This is a genomic window from Ureibacillus sp. FSL K6-0165 (assembly GCF_038004285.1).
Classification (GTDB): Bacteria; Bacillota; Bacilli; order Bacillales_A; family Planococcaceae; genus Ureibacillus; species Ureibacillus thermosphaericus.
Genome location: NZ_JBBOQS010000001.1, coordinates 397,452 through 423,791, shown reverse-complemented (window position 1 = coordinate 423,791; position 26,340 = coordinate 397,452). Strand labels below are relative to the sequence as shown.

Genomic DNA, 26,340 nt, shown 5'->3' with positions numbered 1-26,340 from the left:
AGCCAAGATCTCTTAGAGATTTATTTCACCTTGGTTTTTATTTTATTTAATTTCAATGCTACCGCTAGATACTTCTAAATCGATATTGTATTGTCCAGTTCCATGAGTGCCTCGTAAACGATTTTTTTCTCTCACTTCATTATTTAAAGGAAAACGATTATGAATGTTTCCGCTTGAAATTTCGCCAGATAATGTAAAGTCACTATCATCTGGTAAATCGAGTGCAATATGGCCAGAACTTACTTCTGCATCTATATCACCTATTAAATCATCTACTTGAATGGAAATATTTCCGGATGAAACATCAATCTCCAATTGGCCTGTCACATGTTTAATATTCACATTTCCAGAATTAACATCCAATTCAGCTTTATTTGCTTGTAACGAATCGATGCGAATGTTTCCTGATCTTACATCCATTTTGAATTCATGGAGTTCCATGTCTTTTGATAATTCAAAGTTAATGTTTCCAGAACGAACATCAAATTCTAAATCACGATTATAGTTTTCAGGGATTGTAATAATAAGCTCTGTTCGATCCCCGAAATTGAAAAATTCATACCATCTGCGATCATATTCTATTTCAATCGTATCGTCTTTTTTAGAAAGGGATACTTTGCCTTTACCTTTTAATTTCGCTTCAACATAATCTTGATTTTTAGTAAGTATTGTTGCATTTGCTCCTGCAAGATCTAACTCGATTGTATCAATTTCATTTGTAACTTCCGCTCTATAATCTTTTGAAAAGAATGAAAAGTGACCAATACTAATTAAACTAAAAAGCAATAACATAACGACGATGGCTAAAAGTATTTTCTTCACAGAAAACCTCCTAAATATTTTTGTTTATATCAACATATTAGATAAAAAGGGGATGGCCAACAACAAACCGGGGGTTTATTTCTTTATAGGTCTCGAGGTGTAGAAGAAATAGAAGCATTGAGTAAGTATTAAAGGGGAAAAATGTAAAAAGTCGAATGGATAAAAAATGGATATATACATATTGCAAAAAAAAAAACGCCTGTTAAAAGGCGGGATAATAGTGAAATTTATTGAACTATTTCAAGTGATAGGAAATTGGCGATATTTGTAAAATAATTATCTTTAATCATGTTGTACGACAGGATGGGCGTCATCAATGACTCTGATAGGGCGCATCATATCGTGATCTTCATGTTCGAGCAAGTGACAATGCCAAATATAGTTCCCCGTATGTTCTTTCCAATGCATGATGACTCTTGTGACCATTCCGCTAGGAGCGCTCACCGTATCTTTCCATCCTCTTTCGTAGTCGAGAGGCGGTTCTGGATCACCTATAAACTCAAGAATTTCCCCGTTGGAATTTTGGTATAATTCAAGATCAAACGGTCTTCGATCAAGAATTTTGAATTGTACTAAATGAATATGCATAGGATGGGCAATTGGTGTGGCATTGATAAATTCCCAAATTTCAACACTATCTAAAGAAGGTTTTTCTGAGCATGGATCGTGATACATTTTATTATCTAGCATCATCATAATTCTACCGTATTGATCTTCTCCGACAGATAAAGGTAGCTTACGAATGACATGAGCGTGGTGTTCATGTAAATCCATTGATTCAGCAAGTTTAGTTGGAATCTCACTTGTATCTTTTCCTTTTAACGGGCGAGTTACACGAAACTCCATAATGTCCCTTTTGGGCTCATCTTCATCAAATAAAGTATTAATTAATTTGATTTTTTGCCCTTTGAACGAGGAGAAGTCAACGATTACATCTACTCGTTCCGCTGGCATAAGCTGTATAGAAGTAACTTTAACAGGTGCAGTTAAAAAACCGCCATCCGTACCAATGAGATAAAATGGTTCCCCATTTTCAAGTTGGATATTGTAAGTAGAGCTGTTCGCACCATTTAAAATGCGGAATCGATATTTTCTTGGTTCTACCTCTAAATACGGCCAAGCTTTTCCGTTAACAACCATCACATCTCCGTTGAAAAATGGAACAATGGTAGGAATAAATGGTGCTGGAATTGGGAATGGTGCATCTTCCGGTGGACGATCTGGATAAAATAATGATCCATCTTCGTTAAATGACTTATCTTGGAGGAGAAGAGGATATTCATAATCTCCTTTTGGCAAATTTAATCGATCTTCTAATGCATCTCGGATGATATAAAAACCTGTCAGACCTGCATAAACATTTAATCTTGTCATCGCCATTGTGTGATCATGATACCAAAGGGTCGCTGCTGGCTGATGATTTGTGTATTCATGAACCTTTCGTTTAAATTTTGGTCCCGTATATTCATAGTTTTGTGTATACCAAGCTTCTGGATGACCATCGCTTTCCCAAAATACATTAGCACCGTGTACATGAACAACTGAACGAACTTCTGGTGAGTCACCTACACTGTGCAATGTGCGATCAATAGGTAAGAAATGCTTTTTTGGAAGTTTGTTTAAATATTTCACATAAATTTTTTTGTCTTTTCTTGCCTCAATTGTTGGCCCCGGATAAATTCCATCATATCCCCACACTTTTGTTAATGGAAAGTCTCGGTGAAATCGATGAAACGCTTCTTTCATCGTAATTTCAAAATATGAATTGGTTGGATAGTTAGGGTTGGGTTTCGGTTTCACTACAGGGGGTTTTTGTAAAGGCGTTACAAACTTTGGTATTGAAGCAGGATCTTTCGGGTTTACTTTCGTTTTAGGCAATTTTTCACTTCCTTTGTCATACTTTCATATCTATCCTATTCATCAGCATCATCTTATGTTTCTAATAGTGGGACAGATAGAACGTATGATGACAGACCATTAAAGTCAAATTTGAAGCTGATTGATGGTAATGATGTCTAACTATGCTGTAAAAACACATGGCGAAATGTAAATTAGTGGGTTTGCCTAATTGGAAGATTGTTGGTGGAAAAATTTATGAGAGTTTTGCATATTCGTTAGTGAATATTAGGCTATTGGAGTCGCATCTGATTCTTTCGGTACCTTATTCGCAACAGTAATTAACTCGAATAGAAGCATATGTTTAATTTATTCCTTAGTTCACAAGTTGGAAAATAGAATAAAAGACCCCTATCTAATGCGGGGTCCTTTATGTTAAAAAAGTTTTTATATTACCTTAAAGGGCACAATGAGAAGATTATCCAAGCTATTTAATATTATGTTAAATGTTTAAGCTATCAATAAAGTTTTCAATTTCTTCTTGTGTTTTGCGGTCGCGGCTAACGAAACGTCCAATCTCTTTTCCATTGTTGTAAGCGATAAAACTTGGAATTCCAAAAACATCAAGTTCGCCGCACAAATCTAGAAAGTCGTCACGATCTACTAATACAAACGTATATTGAGCATATTTTTCTTCGATTGCCGGAAGGAATGGTTTAATGAATATGCAGTCTTTGCACCAATCTGCTGAAAACACAAAGATTACACGTTCGTCGTTTTTTAGTTCATGAAACTGTTCAATGGATTGTAGTGATTGCATTGTTTCTCCTCCAAGTGAATGTATTGTAAGTTAAAAGGTATCATACCATATTATTTAAACCAAAACAAACTAAACCACTATGTTTTATTTAATACATCTTCTATCATCAGAGCGATGCTTAAATTGGTTTTTGTAAAATTATCGTTTAAATCAACATCTAACAAAGATTCGAGTTTTCGAATTTTATAATTGACGGTATTTCGATGAAGGAAAAGTTTTTTGCTAATCCGATTTACACTTCCGTTTTCTTCTAAAAAAATTTTCAAAAATTGCACATAGTCCGATCCATTCATTTGGTCGTATACATATAGGGGGCCTAGCATTTCTTGATGAAAGGATTTGATGACAGGATCGTCGTATAATGCCAAAAGAATACGATATGCACCGATATCTTTATATTTAAAAAAAGAAGATTTTTGTTGCAATTGGGTTAAATGGATCACAGTGAGCGATTCGTTATAACTTTTTTTCACTTGTTGGATTGAGTGATATTTATTTCCCATACCAATGGTTAATTGTCTTGTCCCCAGTTCTTCGTATTCCTTTTTATAAATGTTTTGAAAGATGGATTCTATTGGAATTTTCTTAGCGTGTTCATCATAGGAAAAGATGACATATATCAATTGATTATTATGTTCCAAACAAAAGAAGTGTTTGAAATATTGTTGAAACTCATAATCAATCAATTTTCGGTATTGAAAATATTTATTATTTGGTTGATCCAATAAACAAGTAATCACGCAAAAAGATTCTTCTTTTGAAATACCACGTTGCTTCAATAATTCTTTTAATTCTTCGAGAGGGGAATCGATATCAAACAGTAATTGCTGCAAAATTCTTTTTTCATTGTTTTGTTGATAGTGCATATTTTGTTTTTTCGAAATAAACTCAAAAGTCATTTTTAATAAATCCGCGATTCGATATTTCCATTCAAACTGGAAAAGAGGTAATTGCTTTTCATTCGCAAATTGAATGATTGCATTGGGGACACGAGGAATGTAGGGTCCGATATTGATAATAAAACCTGCTATTTTTTTTGCATGTGAGGACTTAATTAATCTTTCCAGTTGCCTTTCATCATTATTCATTTGAATACCAGTCGTTACAATTAATTCATTTGGTCGACAAAATGGAACTAAGTCAGCCGATTCGATTACATTAATTCCAGAAAAACTTTTATGGATTCCAGCCTGTCCACCAATTAACTGCAGATGTTGGAAATTTGGATCAGATAATAGCTCCGAAATTTTTACCATAGAATCCCCCCAAAATAAATTGATACGCGTAAATCCCCTATTGGCTTATATGAAAAAAAATTATCAAATAGAACTGTGCAACTGCACAATAATTTTCGTCAGAATGACCATTAATTGAGGATTAAGTTTCTAATAAAATTATCGTAATAAGTCACAGTTTAGTTGGTATAAAGGGGGGGAGTTAATGTATAAGTGCAATGAGGCGAGGCTGAAAGAATCCATCATTCAGTTTAGTCAATTCGGTGCTACAAGTAACGGCGGTGTTACAAGGCTCGCCTTATCAAAAGAAGATCTTCAAGCAAGGGACTATTTCGTTCAATGTTGTGAACAACTAGGGATGGAAATAAAAACAGATGATATGGCCAATATTTATGCGACTTTGCCGGGAAAAAGGAATTTACCACCAATCGTGATGGGGTCGCATCTTGATTCCGTCGTGCGAGGCGGTCGGTTTGATGGAGTGCTTGGCGTATTAACTGCGCTAGAGGCGGTAAGAACAATCAAAGAAAATGGACTAGAATTAGAGATTCCGTTAACGATTGTGAATTTTACCAATGAAGAAGGTGCTCGTTTTGAACCGTCAATGATGAGTTCCGGGGTACTTTCTGGAAAATTCGATAAAGAACGAGTGTTAAAATCAACAGACGTAAGTGGCATCACGTTTGAACAAGCATTGAAAGAAAGCAATTATCAAGGAAGCGAAGAAAATCGGCTAAAAGAAGCCAGTGCTTTTATTGAATTGCACATTGAACAAGGTCCTGTACTAGAAGCGGAAAATGTTGAAATAGGTATTGTTGAAGGTGTAGTGGGAATGGTTTGCTATGAAATTCGCATTACAGGTGAATCAAACCATGCCGGCACAACACCGATGAAAATGCGTAAAGATCCTTTATTTTTAGCTAACAAATATATATCACTCCTCATAGAAAAACTAGGTCAAATCGATGAAGAATTAGTTTATACAATCGGTCGAATGAATGTCTCTCCAAATATTCACACAGTCATTCCTAACAAAGTTGTCTTCACGTTAGAGTCACGTCATAAAGATCCAGCAAAAATTAAACAAGTAGAAGAAGTAATCCATTCCTTACCAGAAGAAGAAGCAGGATGCAAAGTGGAAATTGAAAGGCTTTGGAATCGTGATACAGTCGTTTTTGACGAAACAATTTGCAATCAAATCGAAGAGGCTTGTAAAAGCTTTGGTTATTCATCAAAAAGGCTATATAGCGGTGCAGGCCACGATGCACAATTTATTGCAAGCTACATTCCTACAGCGATGATATTTGTGCCAAGCATCAATGGAAAAAGTCATTGCGAAGAAGAAGAAACCCCTTACGAAGATTGTGCAAAAGGTGCAGATGTATTGCTGGAAACAGTGCTGAATCTTCAAACAAAATTTTCACTAAAAGTGCAAGAAAAGCAAACTAATTAAAGGAGGAAAGGTGCTTATATGTCAAAAAAAATCATTAAAGGCGGCTGGATTGCAACTGCCTCAGATTTTTTCCAAGGTGACATTTTAATTGAAGGAGAGAAAATTGTTCAAATCGGTGGAAACATTGTTGATCCGGATGCTGAAATCATCGACGCAAGTGGAAAGTACGTGTTTCCAGGGGGAATCGATCCGCATACGCATCTAGATATGCCTTTCAATAATACTGTGACTGATGATGATTGGGAAACAGGGACAATTGCTGCAGCCTTTGGTGGAACAACAACAATAATCGACTTTGCATTAACTGCGGGGGAATCGAAGCTAGCAAATGCTGTGGAGAAATGGCACAAAAAGGCGGAAGGAAAAGCAGTTGTTGATTATGGGTTCCACTTAATGATTCATGACTTAAATGAAGAAACGGAAAAAGAATTGCCTATTTTATTAGAAAAAGAAGGAATTTCATCCATTAAGGTATTTATGGCTTATGCGAAAGAATTCCAAGCATCTGATCGAACATTGTTTAAAGCTTTCAAGATAGGAAAAGAAACTGATGCTGTTGTGATGGTTCACTGTGAAAACGGTTCCGTAATCGATGAACTGGTGGAAGAAGCACGAAGAAAAGGCCATACAGCACCAATTTATCACGCTTTGACGAGACCGCCAGAAGTGGAAGGAGAAGCGACGAAGCGAGCAATTGAACTCGCTCATATTGCGGGAGCAAAGCTTTATGTTGTTCACGTGACATGTAAAGAAGCAGTTGAAGAAATTATTAGAGCCCGAGAAAAAGGATACGAAGTTTACGGAGAGACTTGTCCACCATATTTGGTGCTAGACCAAACAGCCCTAGAGAAACCAGGATTCGAAGGAGCAAAATATGTCTGGTCGCCTCCTTTAAGACCGAAATCTCATCAGGAGCCATTGTGGAACGCATTAAAGGCAAAACAATTACAAACGATTGGTTCGGACATGTGCTCATTTAACTACAACGGTAAGAAGCGTTTAGGGTTAAATGATTTCTCTAAAATTCCAAATGGCGGACCATTTATTGAAGACCGCTTCAGTGTATTATTCTCAGAAGGTGTTGCAAAAGGGCGCATTTCCATTACAGACTTTGTTGACATGATTGCAACGAGCGCGGCAAAAATCTTTAATTTATATCCGCAAAAAGGAACAATTGCGGTTGGCAGCGATGCAGATATTGTCATCTTTGACCCGACTGTAAAACGGACTATTTCCGCTGAAACACATCACATGAATGTCGATTATAATCCGTTCGAAGGAATGGAAGTGACTGGTGAACCGGTAAGTGTGTTGTTGCGCGGAGAGTTCATTATTAAAGACAAAGAATTCGTAGGTAAAATCGGAGGCGGTAAATATATTCATCGCAGCTTAGCTAAGGAACCAAAAAAAGAAACTCAAATCATCAATTGATAGTTTAGGAGGGGGATGTATGACAAGCCTTTTGGGGGGTCGCATTTCATCTAATTTGACTGAAAATTTTGAAGAAATTTATAAAGGAATGACACCAAGCGAAGCTATCGAAGAAGCGAATCGTTGTTTGTATTGTTATGATGCACCTTGTATTAAAGCTTGTCCAACGGCGATTCCAATTCCTAATTTTATTAAGAAAATTGCATCCGGTAATTTAAAAGGGTCAGCAAAATTGATACTTGAGGCAAATCCTATTGGAGCCAGCTGTGCAAGAGTTTGCCCAACTGAGGAGTTATGTGAAGGCGCTTGCGTTTTAGGTTCTGTTTCAAAACCGATACAAATAGGCAACTTGCAGCGATATGCAACAGATTGGGCAAGAGAACAAGAAAAACCTTTATTTGAAGCAAAACTATCTAACGGCAAAACGGTAGCCATTATCGGAAGCGGTCCGGCAGGGTTATCTGCAGCAAGAGATTTAGCTCGTTTAGGCTACGAAGTAACGATTTTCGAAGCGGAAAAGGAAGCAGGGGGGTTAAATTATTTCGGAATTGTTCCTTTCCGCTTACCGAAAGATGTTGTGGAATGGGAAGTACAACAAGTTGAGCAATTAGGTGTTGAAATAAAAACGAATACTCGTGTTGGTGTAGATGTTTCCGTTGATGAAATAAAAAACAATTATGATCGAGTTGTGTTGGCAATCGGAATGGGTGATGTTCCGAATTTAGGAATTGAAGGGGAAGAATTAGAAGGCGTTTATGATGCAATTCAATTTGTAAAAAATACAAAATTAGGATCTATTACAGAATCTTTCAGAGGGAAAAAAGTTGTTGTCATTGGGGCAGGAAATACAGCGATTGATGCTGCAACATGCGCAATTCGTTTAGGTGCAGAAAACGTTCAAATTTTATATAGAAGAACTAAAAATGAAATGACAGCTTATGAGTTTGAATATGATTTTGCAAAAATGGACGGCGTTGAATTTAGATGGTTAACAACGCCTGTGAAGATTATTGGAAAAGACAATAAAGTCGTAGGCATTGAGTGCATCAAAATGGAACTTGGCGAACCGGGTGAAGACGGTAGACAAAAGCCGGTACCAGTAGAAGGTTCTAATTTTGTATTAAATGTAGATGCAGTAATTAAAGCCATTGGGCAAACGCGTCACATAGATTTATTAGAAGCCTTTGGTGTGAAACATTCAGGCGGAGTTGTTCAAGTCAATGAGTGTTTAGAAACGTCTGTGAAGAATGTCTATGCATGTGGAGATGTTATCTTTGGGAAAGGTCAAGGAGAGGCAATGGTTGTAACGGCTGCACAACAAGGGAAAGAAGTAGCAAAAGCTATACACGAATCGTTTGAATTACAAAAGGAAAAAGCCTAAATAGGGGGGATTGAAACATGGCGGATTTAAGCATAAATTTAGCGGGAATTAAATCACCCAATCCATTTTGGCTTGCTTCAGCACCACCGACAAACTCTGGCTATCAAGTTCAAAGAGCTTTTGAAGCAGGTTGGGGTGGAGCGGTATGGAAAACCCTTGGTGAGCCTATTTTAAATGTCTCTTCACGATTCTCTGCATTATCATATAACGGTCAAAGAGTGGCAGGATTTAATAATATTGAGCTCATTACAGATCGGCCTATCGAAGTGAATTTGAAAGAAATCTATGAAACGAAAAAGAAGTTTCCTAATCATGCTGTTATTGCATCCTTAATGATGGAACCAAAACGAGAGAAATGGCATGAGATTGTGAAACGGGTTGAAGATGTGGGCGTAGACGGGCTAGAGTTGAATTTCGGATGTCCACACGGTATGGCAGAGCGAGGAATGGGAAGCGCCTCTGGTCAAGTTCCAGAGCTTGTTGAAAAACAAACTTATTGGGTTAAAGAAGTTGCAAAAACACCTGTTATTGTAAAGCTGACGCCAAACATTACAGATATTACAGCAACAGCAGAAGCTGCGACTAGAGGCGGTGCAGATGCAATTAGTATGATCAACACAATTAATAGTTTAATGGGTGTTGATTTAGATACATGGAACACGATACCTCATGTTGCAGGAAAAGGAACGCATGGAGGATATTGTGGTCCAGCTGTCAAACCAATAGCGCTCAATATGGTGGCAGAATGTGCAAGAAGTCCTTATATCAATGTTCCGATTTCTGGAATTGGAGGCATTTCCAATTGGCGTGATGCAGTGGAGTTTATGCTGATGGGGGCTACAGGTGTTCAAGTATGTACAGCGGCGATGCATCATGGATTTAGTATCGTAGAAGATATGATTGATGGTCTTAATAACTATCTCGATGAAAAAGGAATTTCTTCTGTGATGGATATTGTCGGAAAAGCAGTTCCGAAATATTCCAATTGGGGAGATTTGGATCTTAACTATAAAGTAGTTGCAAAAATTAACAACGATGTGTGCATTAACTGTAACAAGTGTTACATCGCTTGTGAAGACACTTCTCATCAATGTATTGAAAGATTGAATGATGAGAATGGTAATCCGATTTTAAAAGTACGAGAAGAAGATTGTGTAGGATGTAATTTATGTTCGATTGTTTGTCCGGTGGATGGCGCAATTGAAATGGTTGAAGTGAAAGACCGATTACCGAAGATGACTTGGAACGAGCGTCAAGCGGCAATTGCAAAATACTCTATGGCCAATGTATCTAGTGAATAATTCATTCTGAAAACAGGGAGAGGAAATTTTGCATAAAAAGAGTAATTACTTAAAGTCTCCTGATTTGCTTCCGATAACGCATGCAAAGAGGAACATTAGTCCGTTCGGATTCGCTGTTATTTGGGTAGGTATGGCCATTGTACTTGCGGCATTTGCCATTGGAGCGGCAGGGATTGTTAATTTGCCGCTTCCAATGGTCATTCTCGCAACGATTATTGGTTCTGTTGCGATCGGAATTTTAATGACGATTATTGGGGATATTGGCGTTGAACATGGGCTTTCTTTCCCCGTTTATATGCGGGCTCCATTTGGAACAATTGGTACTCATATCCCTTCAGCAGTTCGTGGGATTACCGCTTCATGTTGGTTTGGAATTAACACATACTTTGGTGCTTCGGCAATAAACGGGATTTTAAACATATTATTTGGATTTGATCAATGGTTTATTTGCTTTATTCTATTTGCTACATTCCAATTAATCAATGTGTCTTTAGGAATTAAATCCATTGAACGATTTGCGGATTTTGCTGCACCAATCATCATACTCATTTCCATTTGGATGTATATTTCCTTAGCAGATAAAGCAAGCGTGCAAGGAAAAGATATTTGGACTTGGGTTGAATCACCTGCAACAGGTGTTGCTGCTTTTACTGCCTTCATGGTTATTGTAATGGCCAATATGGGATTCTGGGCAACGCTCGCAGCAGATATGCCTTCATTATCCAGATTCTTTAAAGCTCCAAAAAATGAGCGAAATTGGTTTAAGCGCAATAAAACGCAATTAGTAGGTTCCATCATTGTGATGCCGATTTTTAACACATTAATGATTATGATAGGTGCAGTTTGTTATGCCGCGGTTGGTACGGGTGATCCAATTGTGGCTTTACAAGAAGCAGCAAGTGGATTCATCTTAGTTATCTTGCTACTGATGATTATTCTCGCCCAATGGTCAACGAATACGTCAGCAAATGTTATTCCGGCAGCAACGATATTTTCAAATATTGGTGGACCAAAAGTGCCTTTCTGGGTTGGAGTAATCATTGCCGGCATCATCGGTATATTAGCCCAACCATGGAATCTGTTTGATATTCTTACTCAGGTATTGCTTATCATTGGCGGTATTTTAACATCGATTGTTGGTGTATTGTTTGCAGATTATTATATCCTTCGTAAAAGAAGAGTGAATGTTAAAGATTTATATGAAGTAGATGGTCAATATCGTTATGCTAACGGAATTAACTGGGCAGGAATGCTTGCATGGATTATTGGGGGAATTATTGCCAATTTATTACCGACCTATTCTTCAATTGTAGGATTGGTAGCAGGTGCGGTTATTTATTATATTCTTGCAAAATATTGGTGGTTTAAAAAATATCCTCAAGCTGAAATAGTAGATCCAGATGATTCCAAATATTTAGGAATTACAGCTGGTAGGGACTGGATGATTGATGGTACAGAGACGGATGTAGAAGTGATCTTTGGAGAGCTAGAGGTGGAGGCAACCGAGCAAGTCATCCCATCGAAAAACATAGAATGAGGTGATTTGATGTCTGAAGAATATAAGGAGTTTCTTAAAGAAAAAGAAATTATTGAAAAGTATTTAGAAAAGGGATTAAAAATAGAAAAAATTTACGAAAACTTAGATGGTACAGTTGTAAAATTTTCAAATAGTGATGAAGAAATAATACTTACAACTCCAAATGCTAGAAAATTAATAGTTACAAAGTTGATACATGCTTGATTCTTTCGTGCTTAACATGTGTTGTTAAGCACTTTTTTATTTGCATAAAACTCTCCTACATAAAGGAAATTGGTATGTAAAATAATGGACTTTATTGTCATAGGAAAATCACTCATGGTTTAAAAAATTCGGGATATTCTAATGAAGAAAGGAGGATTCGTTTTGGTTCGAAAAATATTTCTCCCCTTATGTTTGGCGATTGTATGCTTTTATATATTTCCGACTTACGTAAATGCAAAAGAAACGAAGGAAAATGTTTATCAGGAAAGAATGAATTTGTACAAAAGCTACGAAACGCCATTTGTCCCATGGTATCGTTTGGCGGCGGTCGATCAATATGAAAGAAATATCCAAGAAGTACGGAAGGATATTCCGAAGCGTGAGAGTATCATCGCGATTCAGTTTTCTCCTGAATTTTGGGTTGGAGAATTGAATCCAAATGAGGAAGATACTTCACCTTTTTCAATTGGATATTTTGGGGGGAAAGGTCTTGATGGAAACGGAGATGGCAAGGCAGATCGAAATCATGACCAAGATATTCTTTATACAATGGCAACGTATTTAAGCGAATTTGGCCCGTCAGAAGAGGATTTTAAAACTGCCTTATGGGAGTATTACAAAGATGAAAAAATTATCAATCAAATTATAACCATTCAAATACTTTATAAACATTTCAATTCTATTGAGTTAGACAAGCATATTTTTCCCCTCCCAGTTCGAGGCTATAATTACAGCTATAAAGGAACTTGGGGTGCTAGCAGGGGATGGGGCGGAAGACGTATACATGAAGGAACGGATATTTTTGCAGGCTATGGCACGCCTGTTCTGTCAACTTCTTATGGTGTTGTAGAAGTGATGGGATGGAATCAATTTGGCGGTTGGCGAGTTGGCATTCGGGATAATCATAATACGTATCATTATTACGCACATTTAGCATATTTCAATAAAGATTTGAAAGTTGGAGATATTGTAGAACCGGGAACAATTCTTGGCGCCGTAGGAAGTTCTGGATATGGTAAAGAAGGAACGAGTGGAAAATTCCCTCCACATTTACATTACGGAATGTATAAATTTAATGGCCGTACAGAATGGGCATTTGACCCATATCCACACCTTTTGCAATGGGAAAAACAAACAAAGAAGGGACAAAAATAACAAGAGTTGCTTTAGCGAAAAATCGCTAGAGCAACTTTATTTTATGGTAGAAGCCGCAAACATTTTTAGCTAAAAGTATTTGAAGAATATCCAGTCTGCTAAAAAAGATTATGCTTTTCAATGAGACACTGGGAAGTAGAAAGTTATATATAGTTGGAATAAAATACCAAAATTTATATTCATTTTAACTTATTGAAAATTTTATGAGTTCATGTAACAATGATTGTAATTTAATAAAGCATTATAAATCACTAGGGGTGCTAATTCATTTTAGCTGAGAGAGGCATTGCCTCAACCCTTTGAACCTGCACTAGGTAATGCTAGCGAAGGGAAGTGGTTGTTGGGACTCGTATTATCTATTTTTATATCTTTTTGCATTCATTTCGAGTTTTAAGCCACTTCAATTTGAAGTGGCTTTTTTTAATGGTGAATTGAAAGGGAGGGAGAAATGATGAAATTTACTGACCGACTCTTTGAAAAGTATTGGTCAACTTGGAGAAAAAACCATGAACATCCGTTTGTGAAAGAGTTAGGTGCAGGCACATTGGACCCTGACAAATTCCGTTTTTATATGATTCAAGACTATTTATACTTAATCGATTATTCCAAATTGTTTGCTTTAGGTGCGGTGAAAGCGCCAAATCTTGAAGTGATGACGGTGTTTGCCAACCTGCTTTATTACACAATGAATGGAGAAATGGCGTTGCACAGAAAATATGCGAGTCGTTTTGGCATAACGGAAAAAGAGCTGGAAGAGGCAAAACCGTCTCCGGTAACGCTTGCATATACGCACTATATGTTAGCTGTTGCACAAAATGGTTCTATCGCTGAACTTGCAGCTGCTCATTTAGCTTGTGCATGGAGCTACTGGGAAATTGGATGTGAACTTGCTGAAATCGAGGGTGCTAAAGAACACGGATTATATGGAGACTGGGTAAAAATGTACAGTTCCGAAGAGTTTGGCCAATCAGCGCAATGGAATCTCGATTTGCTTAATCAATTGGCAGAAGGAAAACCGGAATCTGAACTTTTACGACTAGAAGAAATCTTCTTAAATACAACACGATTTGAATACATGTTTTGGGACATGGCATACAACAGGCAAATGTGGCCGACTGATGAAAAAGTCAATGCATGAAAGGAAGTCAATGTATTGGAACTGCATGCCATAACTGATGGAAAAAAATCAATTAAAGAGCTGAAAGAGATTATTACATCCATTGCCGATGTTGTTGATTACATTCATATACGCGAGAAAAGTAAAGTGCCCGCAGAAATCGTTGCGCTAGTAGAAGAACTTATTTATGCAGGGGTGGAGAAAGAAAGGCTTGTTATTAACGACAGGCTTGATATAGCCCTACTTACGGGTATACGGAACGTACATCTTCCAGCAAACAGTCTTCCGGCAGCAAAAGTAAAAACGGCGTACCCATATATGAGAGTTGGGGTTAGTGTGCATTCCGTTGAGGAAGCAAAAACTGCTGAAGAAGCGAGGGCAGATTATTGTCTTTTCGGTCATGTATTTGAAACGGACAGCAAAAAAGGATTGGCAGGTAGAGGAACGAATGCCCTAGGTAAAATCGTTGAACAATTGCAGATTCCCGTGATAGCGATTGGTGGAATTACGCCAGACAACGTTGAACAAGTGCTGGAGAAAAAAGTGCATGGCATTGCGGTGATGTCTACCATTTTCTCATCGAGTCAACCAAAGGAAGCCGCAATCCATTTAAAAAATATTGTTCAAAAAGGGGGATGAAGTTGCATCTTTACATTAATGGCCGAAAAACAGAAGTGCAAAGTAGTATTCAAAGTGTTGAAGATTTGTTGAAGTTTTATAAATTACAAGATCGCATAGTCGTGGTTGAACAGAATGGCGAAATTGTATTGAAAGAACAGTACAGCAAGCAGCTAGTGAATGATGGCGACAAAATTGAAATTGTTCATTTTGTTGGAGGGGGATAAACATGTTAAAAATTGCAGATAAAGTTTTTCAATCAAGATTGTTGTTAGGTACAGGGAAATTTCCGAATTTTGAGATTCAAAAGGAAGCGGTAGAAGCATCTGGAGCAGAGATTTTAACTTTTGCGGTCAGAAGAATGAATATTTATGAACCATCCCAACCGAACTTTTTAGAAATGTTGGATCTTTCCAAATACACGCTTTTACCGAATACGGCAGGAGCCAAAACAGCGGAAGAAGCAGTGAGAATTGCGAAACTCGCAAAAGCTTCAGGGTTATGTGACATGGTGAAAGTCGAAGTCATTGGGGATGATAAAACTCTTCTCCCTGATCCTATTGAAACATTAAGAGCATCAGAAATGTTATTAGAAGAAGGATTTATTGTCCTTCCTTACACTTCTGATGATGTAGTGTTAGCGAAGAAGCTGGAGGAATTGGGAGTTCATGCTATCATGCCAGGAGCTTCTCCTATTGGTTCTGGACAGGGTATTATCAATCCATTAAATCTTTCATTAATCATTGAACAGGCAAATATTCCTGTCATTGTCGATGCAGGAATTGGTTCCCCAGCAGATTGTGCGATTGCAATGGAGTTAGGTGCAGATGGCATTTTATTAAATTCAGCGGTGTCAGGTGCAAAAGATCCAGTTAAAATGGCAAAAGCAATGAAACTCGCTATTGAAGCTGGAAGACTTGGATATGAAGCAGGAAGAATTCCGAAAAAGCGCTATGCTGTTGCCTCCAGTCCAACAGAAGGGATTCTTTCATAATGGAGCGATATTCGCGACAAATTTTGTTTTCTCCGATTGGTGAGGAGGGACAGAAAAAATTACTGAAAGGCCATGTACTCATTGTTGGTGCAGGGGCACTAGGTTGCGCGAATGCTGAGATGTTAGCTCGAGCTGGCATCGGTAAAATCACTATCATTGACCGGGATTACGTCGACTTGACGAATCTCGGTCGTCAACAACTTTATACGGAAGAAGATGCAAAAAATAAAATTCCGAAAGCTGTTGCTGCACAAAAACATCTACAAACAATCAATTCAACCATTCAAATTGAAGGGATTGTTGGGGATTTTTCAATTGAATTAGAAGAGATGGTAAAAGATGTGGACCTCATCATTGATGGAACAGATAATTTTGAAACGAGATTTTTCATCAATGATGTTGCCATGAAACACGGCATACCATGGATTCACGGTGCGGTTGTAAGAAGTTATGGTATGAGCGTTTCGATCGTGCCAAAACAAACACCGTGTTATAATTGTTTGCTTCAAGTGATTCCATCCGATGGTATGACTTGTGATACCGTTGGAGTCATTAGTCCAGCGGTGCAAATCGTTGCATCTTATCAAACAGCGGAAAGCCTGAAATACTTAGTGAGTGGAGAGGTGTCTAAACAACTGGTTTCCTTTGATGTTTGGAAAAGGGAGCATTCAATTATTGACGTTTCTTCTTTAAAAAGAGAGGATTGTCCTTCATGTGGGAATAATCCCACACATCCTTACTTAACATTAGAAACAGGTTTGAAAACAGCAGTGTTGTGTGGCAGAAATACGGTGCAAATCAGACCGCACCAAAAACAACAAATTTCATTGGATCATATCTCAAAAAGACTCCAACCGCTTGTTCAAAATTTAAAAGCGAATCCTTACTTAATTTCGTTCCAAGCAGAAGATGTTCAAATCGTTCTCTTTCAAGATGGCCGGGCATTAATTCATGGAACGAGAGAAGAAGAAAAGGCTAAAAGAATTTATCATCGATATGTGGGAGCATAAAAGTGCTGAAAGTTGCTTGTCATTGGGAAAAACACGGACACCTGTTAACTATGAGCGAAGTAGAAGTGGTATCAAAATATATTATTATAGAAGAAAGCGGGGAAGGTTCTCCGCTTATTTTTTTCAATAAATTAAAAAGCCCTCCTGATCGGAGAGCTCTTTTACAAACATTGTTAAGGTAATGTTTGTAGTGCAAGCCGCCTTGCCGTAATATTATAGAAAGTTTTAAAACCACGACTCCACCAATGTGGTAGTATAGAGGGGAATGTGCACGAAATCAACGTTTCTTCTTAACGTTAATCACTATATTTACGTTATTTTATGTTTGTTATCACGAATTTTACCCCCAATTTACCCCCAATACCCTAAACTTATTTTGTTTGGGATTTGGGCTGAAATAAATTTTCAAAAGTATTTGCTGCAGCTTGATCAGCTGCTCTAATAACATGACCGTAAATGTCCATTGTTGTTTTTATAGTAGAATGACCAAGTCTTTCTGATATAATTTTTTCATGAATGCCTTGCGCGATTAATAAAGAAGCTGACGTATGTCGTAAATCATGAAGTCTTATATGTCTTATTCCATTATTAGCTGTGAATTTTCTCCACCAAGATGAAGGGGAAGTAGGATACATGAATGTACCATCAAATTTATGAAATAGCCATTGACGTTCATGTTCTATCCATTTTTCTCCACGTTTTAATTTGGTTTCAATCCAATATTTTCGATACTCTTTTAACTCTTCCATTACTGATGGGGGCAATGATATTATTCGTTTCGACTTTTTTGTTTTTGGACTTTTAACAACAGGTCCGCTATCTTCGATAACTATGGATTTGTTAATTGAGATTGTATTATTTTCAAAATCTATATCTGACCATTCTAAACCTAAATTTTCCCCACGTCGTGTTCCAGCTGTGATGGCAAGCGTCATGAAAGCTCTCCAATGAATTGGTTCATTTTGTAATAATTGAAGGATATCGTATACTTCATATTCATCATAAACTTGTGGATTATGTTTTTCATCATCTTTTAATTTAGGCTTTTTAATACCTTCGGTTGGATCGTCTGTAATAACCTTCCACTCTTTTGCCCACTTAAAAATACTTCTAAGTGTTCGATATACATCTATTACACGATAAGTCGATAATTTACCATCTTTTCTATCATGTCTTTTTAAATTATCTAATAAATCAAGTAACATCATTGTATTAATATCACTTATATACATATGGCCTATAACAGGTAGAATGTGACGTTCCAGTACGAACCTATGATTTCTTACTGTTGTTCCTGATAACTCTTTTTCTGCATATTTTTTCTTCCATTCTTGGACAAAGTCTGTAAACTTCATCTTTTTAATTTCAACGTAATTTCCTGAAAGAACTTCATTTTTAAATTTTAAATATTCTCCTTCTAAATATTCTTTCAATTGTTTAGGTGTATATTTACCTTCAACTTTAATGGTTTTATATTTTTTAGGATACTTACCATTTGCATCTCTTGGTAAATATACGGTGAAACGATATGAATTTTCTCCACGCTTTTCAATCGTTGCCACGAATATTACTCCTTTCTTGTTTATTGTTTATATAAGAAAAGACTAAGCGAATGAGCCTAGTCTTTTTTATTAATTTCAAAACGTTTTGGAATTAATCTAAATTAACAATGTAAGCTATAACTTTTCCGTGTAATCTTAATTCTTCACTATCAACTTTCTCTATAATGTAGTCTGTAAACACTGGGTCGTACGATTCTGGACGAAAAATGAATTTATCTTCTGTTTGATAAAACCTCTTAACAGCATAATCATGACCGTTTGAATATACAACTATATCTCCGTTTTTAAGATTTTCCACTTCAATTTGTTTAACTGCAATTAAAGATCCATGTGGAATAACCTTGTTCATTGACTCGCCATTTACACGAGTGAAATAAATATCTTTATTTCCAGCCCATTTCCCGAGCAGTTCATCTGGTATTGTAATTGTTTCTGCTGTTCCTATTGGTTCAACATTTATTGGTAAACCTGCTGAAACACCAATTGGGAAGTAATGATAATCCCTACTTGGAATTGATACATAATTAACCTGTTTTGAAAAATTTTCATCTTCTAGTAAATCTTCAACTTTAATTTCCAAAGCACTACATAACTTTATCACGTTATCTATGGAAGAATTTTTTAAATTATTCTCCAGCATAGAACGAATTGTAGTATATGCTACTCCAGATTCTCTTGATAAAGACCTCGGAGTAAGTCCTTTTTTATTCATATAAAATTCCAACTTTTCTCCTCTTTCCATCTCTCTCACCCCCATTTTCTGATATAAAATTACGATAAATCGTAATTTATGATTAAATAATAACACTATAGCCTATTAATTGCAATAATAAAGTTACGATGTATAGTAATTTTTTTATAATTTATTGTTGACTCATTACGACATGTCGTAATATACTTACGTTACAAGTTACGACACGTCGTAACATCTCTATTAATAAAAAAAGGAGGCGAATATTATGTGTTGTCAATATCCAAACTTAAAAGCTGAAATGGCTAGGTACGGTGTTAGACAAGTGGACATAGCTAACTTGTTAGGAGTTCGTGAAGGGACAGTTTCAGACAAGATGAACGGCAAATCTGTATTTGATATAGATGAAGCATTCAAAATTAAGATGAAATTTTTCCCTCATTTGTTATTAGATTATTTATTTTCTAAAAGTAAATCTGATGTAGCTTAAACGACGGTGGCTACGTCGAGTTGGTCCTGATAGCCGAAATATCCGGTGGCAACGGAAATAAATGAAAGCGAGGTGATGTAATATGGAAAAACTTACTTACTCTGTTAATGAATTGGCACAGTTGTTTGGAGTAGGAACAACAACTATTTATACGATGGTGCGGTCGAATGAGATTCCATATAAAAAAATTCGTGGGAGAATCGTTTTTCATCGGGAAACGATTGAAAAATGGTTGATGGAAGGTGAAAAGTGTGAGAAACATGATCATTAAAGCAGGTGAATGGAAACGTCTAACTGCTGATGAAAAGTACACTCGGTTGGTACAAGCTAGAGCTTTGAATTTTTATAAGTTTGGTCGTTAATTTTAAGGAGGTGAGAGAATGAAAGATTTCGATAAAGACTTCAACAAGTCATTCAAACGTATTGGTGTCGCTTTTTGGCTAGTGTTTATTTTTAATACATTACTTACTATCGGAATTGTTGGTGCAATTTTGTTTGGCGCATATAAAATGCTTCAACATTTCGGGATTTTGTAAGGAGGTGAAATGAGATGAAATCTACAGGTATCGTTCGTAAAGTTGATGAGTTAGGCCGTGTGGTAATTCCAAAAGAGTTGCGTCGCACAATGGGGATTGAAGAAAAAGATCCGTTAGAAATTTTTGTTGATGGTGACAAAATCATCTTACGGAAATATGAGCCAAATAACACTTGCATGGTAACCGGCATGGTAATGGACAAGCCGTTTTATTCGAAAGATGGGATTGTTTTAAGTGAAGAAGGTGCTAACACTTTATACAGACTGTTAGAAATGGAGTTGAGAAGTAAATGATGCCACCAAAAGCATGGGATAAAACTTTAAAGCAAATCATCCCGGTTCATAACATCGACTTCCAAAAGCGAATGATTAATACGGACAGTGCTTGGAGAACATTCGATGAAGTTGAACTTTTGTGGCCAACAGGATTAAAGGACAAGCATGGTCAGATGATTTATGAAAGACATATTGTTCAGATTAAAGGTCATGCTTTTCAACGTGATAAAAGCGGGATTGGAATTGATATTGACGGAAATTACGTTGTGAAACGGACGAAAAAGATGGAGTTAATTTTAGTACCAGTTTTCGATTTAGATGTAGGGTGGATATTATCTGAAAATATACACTATGTAGAAATCATCGGCAACATCTATGAACATCCTCACTTGTTAGGTGGTGAAATAAATGAATGACGAACTACTGGACAAGCTAGGAACTTACTTTGTTTACCACAATATCCAAGAACGTCACGACATTACATTTGAGCAATTTGTTAAGCAGTATATGCGTGGTGAATGGAATTAAAAAAGCCCTTTATCAGCGGCAACTGATAAAAGGCCATAAAGAAAGTTGATCAAATTAAGTATAGCACAGGAGGTTGATCCATTGGAAAAAGAAACTGTAACCATACCTAAACAACGTCTTGTGGACATGCTCGATGCGCTGAAAGAAATTCATAAAATCACAAAAGGTTTAACTACATTTAACCCAACTTACAACACGATCCATCAACTTACACGTAAAGGGTTAAACATTCAGGAGGATGATGCTGATGAGTAAACAAATTGATTTACCACTTTCTGAATTGTCTAATGGTGCTATTCAAGAAAAGTTAGATTATGAGCTTAAGAAAGTATTCGACAACATCCATGATAAAAACACCAACGCAACAGCTAAACGTACAATCACAATTAAACTCACATTTACACCAGACGAAAATCGTCAAACAGTAACTGTGACTAGTGATTTTACTACAAAATTAGCTGATGTTACATCGGTTTCTACAACGGTGCTTACTGGACGAGATATAACAAGCGGAATTGTGGAAGCAAAAGAACTGAAATCTAAAGTACCAGGACAAACATACTTTGATGACAACATGGTCCAAAGAACCGATGTTGGTGAACCAGTCGATGTAATCGAACAAGAATTAAATCGTAAAAAAGTCATTAATCTTCAAACTGAAAGGAGTTAACTGAAATGGCAATTAAGATTAATAAACTCGAAATTGAAAATGTCAAACGTGTCAAAGCTGTCAAAATAGAGCCATCTCCAACTGGATTAACAATTGTTGGCGGTAATAACGGACAAGGAAAGACAAGTGTACTAGATGCAATCGCGTGGGCGTTGGGCGGTAATTCTTATCGTCCTTCCCAACCAAATCGTGAAGGTAGTATGTCTAATCCGTACTTAAAAGTTCAATTATCAAACGGCTTAATTGTTGAACGAAAAGGAAAAAATTCAGATTTAAAAGTCATTGATCCAAACGGTCAAAAAGCTGGCCAACAATTACTAAATAGCTTTGTAGAAGAATTGGCTATTAATTTACCAAAGTTTATGAATTCCACAAGTAAAGAAAAAGCGAATATTTTACTTCAAATAATCGGAGTTGGTGATAAATTATATGAACTTGAAAAAAAAGAAAAAGAAATTTATAACCAACGTCATGCGATTGGTCAAATTGCAGACCAAAAAATGAAATTCGCGAAAGAAATGCCTGAATATCCAAATGTCCCAAAAGAGCCAATATCAATTTCAGATTTAATTCAGCAACAACAAGCGATTTTAGCACGTAATGGTGAAAATCAACGGAAACGTGAACAACTATCATATTTAGAACGACAATATCAATTGCAAGCACAAGAAGTTGAACGTTTAAAACAATTATTAACAGAAGCAGAGATGAAACTTGGACAACTAGCAAACGATGTAGAAATAGCTAAAAAATCCGCAATTGATTTACATGATGAATCAACAGAAGAACTTGAACGCAATATTCAAGAAATTGAAGAAATCAATCGGAAAGTACGTGCTAACTTAGACAAAGAAAAAGCAGAAGAAGATGCGCGAAATTATCAAGCTCAATATGATGAGCTTACGAAACAAATTGAAGAAGTACGTAAGCAGAAAACAGACTTACTGCAAAATGCAAACTTACCACTTTCTGGACTATCTGTGCAAGATGGTGAGCTTGTCTACAACGGTCAAAAATGGGATAACATGTCGGGCGCTGAACAATTAAAAGTAGCAACAGCGATTGTACGTAAATTGAAACCAGATTGTGGTTTTGTTTTAATCGACAAATTAGAGCAAATGGATCTAGCAACACTAAAAGAATTTGGCGAATGGTTAGAACGTGAAAACTTACAAGCTATTGCCACTCGAGTGAGTACTGGTGATGAATGTAGCATCATCATTGAAGATGGCTACGTCGTTGGTCAATCGTTAATACAAGAAGCACCACAACAAGAAGTAGCTCCGCAAAAACAATGGAAGCCAGGTGAATTCTAATGTTTGAAGTGATTACTGGGAAAATGAATAAAGCGAAAAAAGCAGTATTTTATGGTCCAGAGGGAATAGGAAAATCTTCTTTAGCTGCTCAACTTCCTAATCCAATTTTTATTGATACGGAAGGATCTACGACAGAATTAGATGTTAATCGTTTAAAACGTCCTTCGAGTTGGATGGAATTGTATCAACAAATTGATTGGGTAAAAACACAAAATTATAAAACGCTTGTCATTGATACAGTTGACTGGGCAGAACGATTAGCAATTGAATTTATCACAAATCGAGCAAATAAAAAAAGTATTACTAATTTTGGTTATGGTGAAGGTTTTATTCAATTAGAAGAGGAATTTGGGAAATTCCTAAACAAGTTATCGGATTTAATCGAAATTGGTATACATGTTGTTTTAACAGCTCATGCAAAAATCGTGAAATTTGAGCAACCAGACGAAATGGGTGCTTATGATAGATGGGAACTGAAGTTAGGAAATAAGACAACTGCAAAAACAGCTGCATTAGTAAAAGAATGGGCCGACATGGTGTTATTCCTAAACTATAAAACTTTTAGTATTGCAGCAGATGAAAAAGGTAAAAAATTCAAAGGTCAAGGTGGAGCAAGGGTAATTTACACGACGCATAATCCAGCATGGGACGCAAAAAACCGACAAGGTTTACCTGATGAGATTCCTTTAGATTACTCATATATAGCTCATATATTTGCAGGTACAACACAAATACAACAACCAATACAACAACAAAACTATGGACAACCTATGCCACAAGTACCTCAACAATCAATGCAAGATCCAACACAAGTAAATACTAGGTCAACGATGCCACCTGAACAAGCACAGCAACCAATACAAGAACCAGTACAACCACCAATTCAACAAGAACCGGTACAACCTATTCAAAACGAACCAGTTGCACAAAATACAACAATTCAATTAGATCCATCCATTCCACCAGCATTAAGAGATTTAATGCTACAAAACGGTGTAACTGAAGAAGATATTCAAATGGTGGTTAGTGCTAAAGGTTATTACCCAGTTGGTACACCAATTTCGAATTATGACCCAGGATTCATCGATGGTGTATTAGTAGCTGCATGGCCACAAGTATTAAGTCAAATCCAAGAAATGAAGAACAGTTTACCATTTTAATAATATTATCCAGGAGTGATGAAAGTGAATCAAAACATCGAAAGAGAATTAGGTTGGGATGACACAATTGAAAAAGATGATGGTGGTTTTATCCTGCTACCAGAAGGAGATTACGATTTTACGGTAACTAAATTTGAACGTGCTAGATTTCAAGGTTCGGCGAAAATGCCGCCTTGTAATCAAGCTAAGCTAGAACTAACAGTTCATTCACAAGAGTACGGCGATGTAAAGGTGTTTCATAATCTATTTTTACACACAAAAACAGAATGGCAATTGTCTCAATTCTTTATGGCTATTGGTCAAAAGAAAAAAGGTGAACCATTACGTATGAACTGGGGAACAGTACCAGGTTCAAAAGGAAGATTAAAATTAAAAATTGATGAATACGAAAAAGACGGCAAAAAATATCAAAATAACAAAGTCGAAAAATTTTATCCTTACGAAGAAGTGTTTGGTGCTGCACCACAACAACAAACTTATCAAGCACCGCCACAACAAACTTATCAACAACCAGTACAGCAACCTCAACAGCCATTCCCTACAACACCATTTCCAACTAACTCAGGTGGATTCACACCAGGGCAATTCTAGGGGTGATTGAATGAAATTAAGACCATATCAACAAGAAGCAAGAGAAGCAATTCAAAGAGAGTGGAAAAACGGGAATAAACGAACATTATTAGTCCTTCCTACTGGTTGTGGTAAAACGGTAGTTTTCTCGAAAGTAACTGAAGATCGTGTAAGAATGGGCGAGCGAGTACTAATACTCGCTCACCGTTCAGAATTATTGGAACAAGCTTCCGATAAGTTAGAAAAAGCGACTGGGCTAAAAACAGCAATGGAAAAAGCTGAACACACTTCGCTGGGTAGTTGGTATCGAGTAGTCGTTGGAAGTGTCCAGACATTAATGCGAGAAAAACGATTGAAACAATTTGATAAAAATTTCTTTGACACCATTATCGTTGATGAAGCACATCATACAATCGCTGATAGTTATCTAAGAATTTTAAATCATTTTGAAAATGCTAACGTGTTAGGAGTTACAGCTACTCCTGACCGTGGCGATATGAAAAATCTTGGTCAATTTTATCAATCACTAGCTTATGAATATACGTTACCAAGAGCTATCAAAGAAGGTTATTTATCACCAATCAAAGCATTAACCATTCCACTGGAATTGGATATTTCAAAAGTTTCTCAACAAGCAGGAGATTTTAAAGCGAGTGAAATTAGTACCGCATTAGATCCGTACCTGGAACAAATTGCGGATGAAATGTGGAAAGTAGCTAAAGAAAGAAAAATCGTAGTATTTTTACCACTTGTGAAAACAAGCCAGAAATTCACAGAAATCTTAAATCGAAAAGGATTTCATGCTGCAGAGGTCAATGGAGAATCAAAAGACCGTGAACAAATTTTAAAAGATTTTGAGAATGACAAATACAACGTGCTTTGCAACTCAATGCTCTTAACGGAAGGTTGGGACTGCCCGTCAGTCGATTGCGTCGTTGTCTTAAGACCGACAAAAGTACGAGCGTTATATTCACAGATGGTTGGGCGTGGTACTCGGCTACATCCTGGGAAAACGGAATTACTGTTATTAGATTTTCTTTGGCATACAGAGCGACATGAATTATGTCGCCCAGCACATTTAATCGCACAAAGTGACGAAGTAGCTAAAGCTATGACAAAACAAATTGAAGAAGCTGCAGTTCCACTTGATTTAGAAGAAGTTGAACAGAAAGCCCAGGAAGATGTTATCGCAGAACGTGAAGAAGCATTAGCCAAACAATTAGCCGAAATGCGTAAACGGAAACGGAAATTAGTAGATCCGTTGCAATTTGAAATGAGTATCCAAGCCGAAGATTTGGCAAATTATGTGCCGGCATTTGGTTGGGAAATGGGTCCACCAAGCGAAAAACAGATTAAAACTCTTGAAAAACTAGGTATATTTCCAGATGAAATTGAGAATGCAGGAAAGGCTGCAAAACTACTAGACAGATTAGAAAAACGACGCGAACAAGGATTAACAACACCGAAACAAATTCGATTTTTAGAAAGTCGAGGATTCCAGCACGTTGGTACATGGTCATTTGAAGCAGCTAAAAAAATGATTGATCGAATTGCTGCTAATGGATGGCGAATTCCACAAGGAATAGTACCAGCTGAATATATACCAGAAAATTAAAACAAAGGGGAGT

General features: G+C 36.8%; 29 protein-coding genes and 1 riboswitch. Of the genes, 23 read left to right on the top strand and 6 right to left on the bottom strand.

What is annotated here, in order from left to right:
• Window positions 1-42 precede the first annotated feature (42 nt).
• The 4 genes from NST00_RS02120 to NST00_RS02105 all read right to left on the bottom strand — a co-directional run bounded on the left by NST00_RS02120 (window position 43) and on the right by NST00_RS02105 (window position 4,734).
• A complete protein-coding gene (locus NST00_RS02120; RefSeq protein ID WP_168412466.1) occupies window positions 43-822 on the bottom strand; it encodes a DUF4097 family beta strand repeat-containing protein in 780 nt (259 codons plus the stop codon).
• Between the two features lie 282 nt (window positions 823-1,104).
• A complete protein-coding gene (locus NST00_RS02115) occupies window positions 1,105-2,700 on the bottom strand; it encodes a multicopper oxidase family protein (protein WP_016837618.1) in 1,596 nt (531 codons plus the stop codon).
• Window positions 2,701-3,160: 460 nt separating this feature from the next.
• Window positions 3,161-3,478: a thioredoxin family protein gene (locus NST00_RS02110; protein ID WP_016837619.1), complete on the bottom strand. Its 318-nt coding sequence runs from the start codon at window positions 3,476-3,478 to the stop codon at window positions 3,161-3,163.
• A 77-nt stretch (window positions 3,479-3,555) separates the two neighbouring features.
• On the bottom strand, window positions 3,556-4,734 hold the full coding sequence (locus NST00_RS02105) for a PucR family transcriptional regulator (RefSeq protein WP_016837620.1): 1,179 nt from the start codon (window positions 4,732-4,734) through the stop codon (window positions 3,556-3,558).
• A 184-nt stretch (window positions 4,735-4,918) separates the two neighbouring features.
• Between NST00_RS02105 and NST00_RS02100 the strand changes: the two genes are divergently transcribed.
• The 12 genes from NST00_RS02100 to NST00_RS02045 all read left to right on the top strand — a co-directional run bounded on the left by NST00_RS02100 (window position 4,919) and on the right by NST00_RS02045 (window position 16,914).
• On the top strand, window positions 4,919-6,166 hold the full coding sequence (locus NST00_RS02100) for a Zn-dependent hydrolase (protein WP_016837621.1): 1,248 nt from the start codon (window positions 4,919-4,921) through the stop codon (window positions 6,164-6,166).
• A gap of 18 nt (window positions 6,167-6,184) precedes the next feature.
• A complete protein-coding gene (gene hydA / locus NST00_RS02095; protein WP_340709601.1) occupies window positions 6,185-7,597 on the top strand; it encodes a dihydropyrimidinase in 1,413 nt (470 codons plus the stop codon).
• Between the two features lie 19 nt (window positions 7,598-7,616).
• Window positions 7,617-8,978, top strand: coding sequence for an NAD(P)-dependent oxidoreductase (locus NST00_RS02090; protein ID WP_340709600.1), 1,362 nt, complete (start codon window positions 7,617-7,619; stop codon window positions 8,976-8,978).
• Between the two features lie 17 nt (window positions 8,979-8,995).
• The gene (gene preA, locus NST00_RS02085) at window positions 8,996-10,279 is read left to right on the top strand and encodes an NAD-dependent dihydropyrimidine dehydrogenase subunit PreA (RefSeq protein ID WP_016837624.1); all 1,284 of its coding nucleotides are present in this window, start codon (window positions 8,996-8,998) and stop codon (window positions 10,277-10,279) included.
• A gap of 28 nt (window positions 10,280-10,307) precedes the next feature.
• A complete protein-coding gene (locus tag NST00_RS02080; protein WP_340709599.1) occupies window positions 10,308-11,816 on the top strand; it encodes an NCS1 family transporter in 1,509 nt (502 codons plus the stop codon).
• Window positions 11,817-11,825: 9 nt separating this feature from the next.
• Window positions 11,826-12,020: a hypothetical protein gene (locus tag NST00_RS02075; protein ID WP_016837626.1), complete on the top strand. Its 195-nt coding sequence runs from the start codon at window positions 11,826-11,828 to the stop codon at window positions 12,018-12,020.
• A gap of 162 nt (window positions 12,021-12,182) precedes the next feature.
• Entirely contained in the window at window positions 12,183-13,175 is a 993-nt protein-coding gene (locus tag NST00_RS02070) for a M23 family metallopeptidase (protein WP_096549874.1), read from the top strand.
• A 243-nt stretch (window positions 13,176-13,418) separates the two neighbouring features.
• Window positions 13,419-13,524, top strand: a riboswitch (TPP riboswitch).
• A gap of 102 nt (window positions 13,525-13,626) precedes the next feature.
• A complete protein-coding gene (gene tenA, locus NST00_RS02065) occupies window positions 13,627-14,313 on the top strand; it encodes a thiaminase II (RefSeq protein ID WP_096549872.1) in 687 nt (228 codons plus the stop codon).
• A gap of 15 nt (window positions 14,314-14,328) precedes the next feature.
• On the top strand, window positions 14,329-14,931 hold the full coding sequence (gene tenI, locus NST00_RS02060; RefSeq protein WP_096549871.1) for a thiazole tautomerase TenI: 603 nt from the start codon (window positions 14,329-14,331) through the stop codon (window positions 14,929-14,931).
• On the top strand, window positions 14,928-15,137 hold the full coding sequence (thiS, locus tag NST00_RS02055) for a sulfur carrier protein ThiS (protein ID WP_238536181.1): 210 nt from the start codon (window positions 14,928-14,930) through the stop codon (window positions 15,135-15,137). Before tenI ends, thiS begins: the two co-directional genes overlap by 4 nt.
• A 2-nt stretch (window positions 15,138-15,139) precedes the next feature.
• Window positions 15,140-15,904: a thiazole synthase gene (locus NST00_RS02050; protein WP_016837637.1), complete on the top strand. Its 765-nt coding sequence runs from the start codon at window positions 15,140-15,142 to the stop codon at window positions 15,902-15,904.
• Complete coding sequence (locus NST00_RS02045) at window positions 15,901-16,914, top strand: ThiF family adenylyltransferase (protein WP_026019016.1); 1,014 nt, start codon at window positions 15,901-15,903, stop codon at window positions 16,912-16,914. The genes NST00_RS02050 and NST00_RS02045 overlap by 4 nt, the downstream gene beginning before the upstream one ends.
• Before the next feature lie 371 nt (window positions 16,915-17,285).
• Here NST00_RS02045 and NST00_RS02040 read toward each other — a convergent pair whose 3' ends face one another.
• Together NST00_RS02040 and NST00_RS02035 are read right to left on the bottom strand one after the other, a co-directional pair.
• Window positions 17,286-18,476, bottom strand: a complete 1,191-nt coding sequence (locus NST00_RS02040; RefSeq protein ID WP_340709598.1) for a tyrosine-type recombinase/integrase — start codon at window positions 18,474-18,476, stop codon at window positions 17,286-17,288.
• A gap of 91 nt (window positions 18,477-18,567) precedes the next feature.
• Entirely contained in the window at window positions 18,568-19,218 is a 651-nt protein-coding gene (locus NST00_RS02035) for a LexA family protein (RefSeq protein WP_340709597.1), read from the bottom strand.
• A 217-nt stretch (window positions 19,219-19,435) separates the two neighbouring features.
• On the opposite strand from NST00_RS02035, the gene NST00_RS02030 reads away from it, so the two are divergent.
• The 11 genes from NST00_RS02030 to NST00_RS01980 all read left to right on the top strand — a co-directional run bounded on the left by NST00_RS02030 (window position 19,436) and on the right by NST00_RS01980 (window position 26,327).
• Window positions 19,436-19,657 (top strand): helix-turn-helix domain-containing protein, encoded by a 222-nt coding sequence (locus tag NST00_RS02030; RefSeq protein WP_340709596.1) that lies wholly within the window; start codon window positions 19,436-19,438, stop codon window positions 19,655-19,657.
• Window positions 19,658-19,739: 82 nt separating this feature from the next.
• Window positions 19,740-19,928 (top strand): helix-turn-helix domain-containing protein, encoded by a 189-nt coding sequence (locus NST00_RS02025; RefSeq protein ID WP_340709595.1) that lies wholly within the window; start codon window positions 19,740-19,742, stop codon window positions 19,926-19,928.
• 109 nt (window positions 19,929-20,037) lie between these two features.
• Window positions 20,038-20,193, top strand: a complete 156-nt coding sequence (locus tag NST00_RS02020; RefSeq protein ID WP_340709594.1) for a hypothetical protein — start codon at window positions 20,038-20,040, stop codon at window positions 20,191-20,193.
• A 14-nt stretch (window positions 20,194-20,207) separates the two neighbouring features.
• A complete protein-coding gene (locus tag NST00_RS02015) occupies window positions 20,208-20,486 on the top strand; it encodes an AbrB/MazE/SpoVT family DNA-binding domain-containing protein (RefSeq protein WP_340709593.1) in 279 nt (92 codons plus the stop codon).
• On the top strand, window positions 20,483-20,884 hold the full coding sequence (locus NST00_RS02010; RefSeq protein ID WP_340709592.1) for a YopX family protein: 402 nt from the start codon (window positions 20,483-20,485) through the stop codon (window positions 20,882-20,884). The genes NST00_RS02015 and NST00_RS02010 overlap by 4 nt, the downstream gene beginning before the upstream one ends.
• Window positions 20,885-21,077: 193 nt before the next feature.
• Window positions 21,078-21,251, top strand: a complete 174-nt coding sequence (locus NST00_RS02005) for a hypothetical protein (RefSeq protein WP_340709591.1) — start codon at window positions 21,078-21,080, stop codon at window positions 21,249-21,251.
• Window positions 21,244-21,666 (top strand): replication terminator protein, encoded by a 423-nt coding sequence (locus tag NST00_RS02000; RefSeq protein WP_340709590.1) that lies wholly within the window; start codon window positions 21,244-21,246, stop codon window positions 21,664-21,666. The genes NST00_RS02005 and NST00_RS02000 overlap by 8 nt, the downstream gene beginning before the upstream one ends.
• A gap of 5 nt (window positions 21,667-21,671) precedes the next feature.
• On the top strand, window positions 21,672-22,982 hold the full coding sequence (locus tag NST00_RS01995) for an AAA family ATPase (RefSeq protein ID WP_340709589.1): 1,311 nt from the start codon (window positions 21,672-21,674) through the stop codon (window positions 22,980-22,982).
• On the top strand, window positions 22,982-24,142 hold the full coding sequence (locus tag NST00_RS01990; RefSeq protein ID WP_340709588.1) for an ATP-binding protein: 1,161 nt from the start codon (window positions 22,982-22,984) through the stop codon (window positions 24,140-24,142). The genes NST00_RS01995 and NST00_RS01990 overlap by 1 nt, the downstream gene beginning before the upstream one ends.
• A 24-nt stretch (window positions 24,143-24,166) precedes the next feature.
• Window positions 24,167-24,733: a DUF669 domain-containing protein gene (locus NST00_RS01985; protein ID WP_340709587.1), complete on the top strand. Its 567-nt coding sequence runs from the start codon at window positions 24,167-24,169 to the stop codon at window positions 24,731-24,733.
• 10 nt (window positions 24,734-24,743) lie between these two features.
• On the top strand, window positions 24,744-26,327 hold the full coding sequence (locus NST00_RS01980) for a DEAD/DEAH box helicase (RefSeq protein ID WP_340709586.1): 1,584 nt from the start codon (window positions 24,744-24,746) through the stop codon (window positions 26,325-26,327).
• Window positions 26,328-26,340 lie beyond the last annotated feature (13 nt).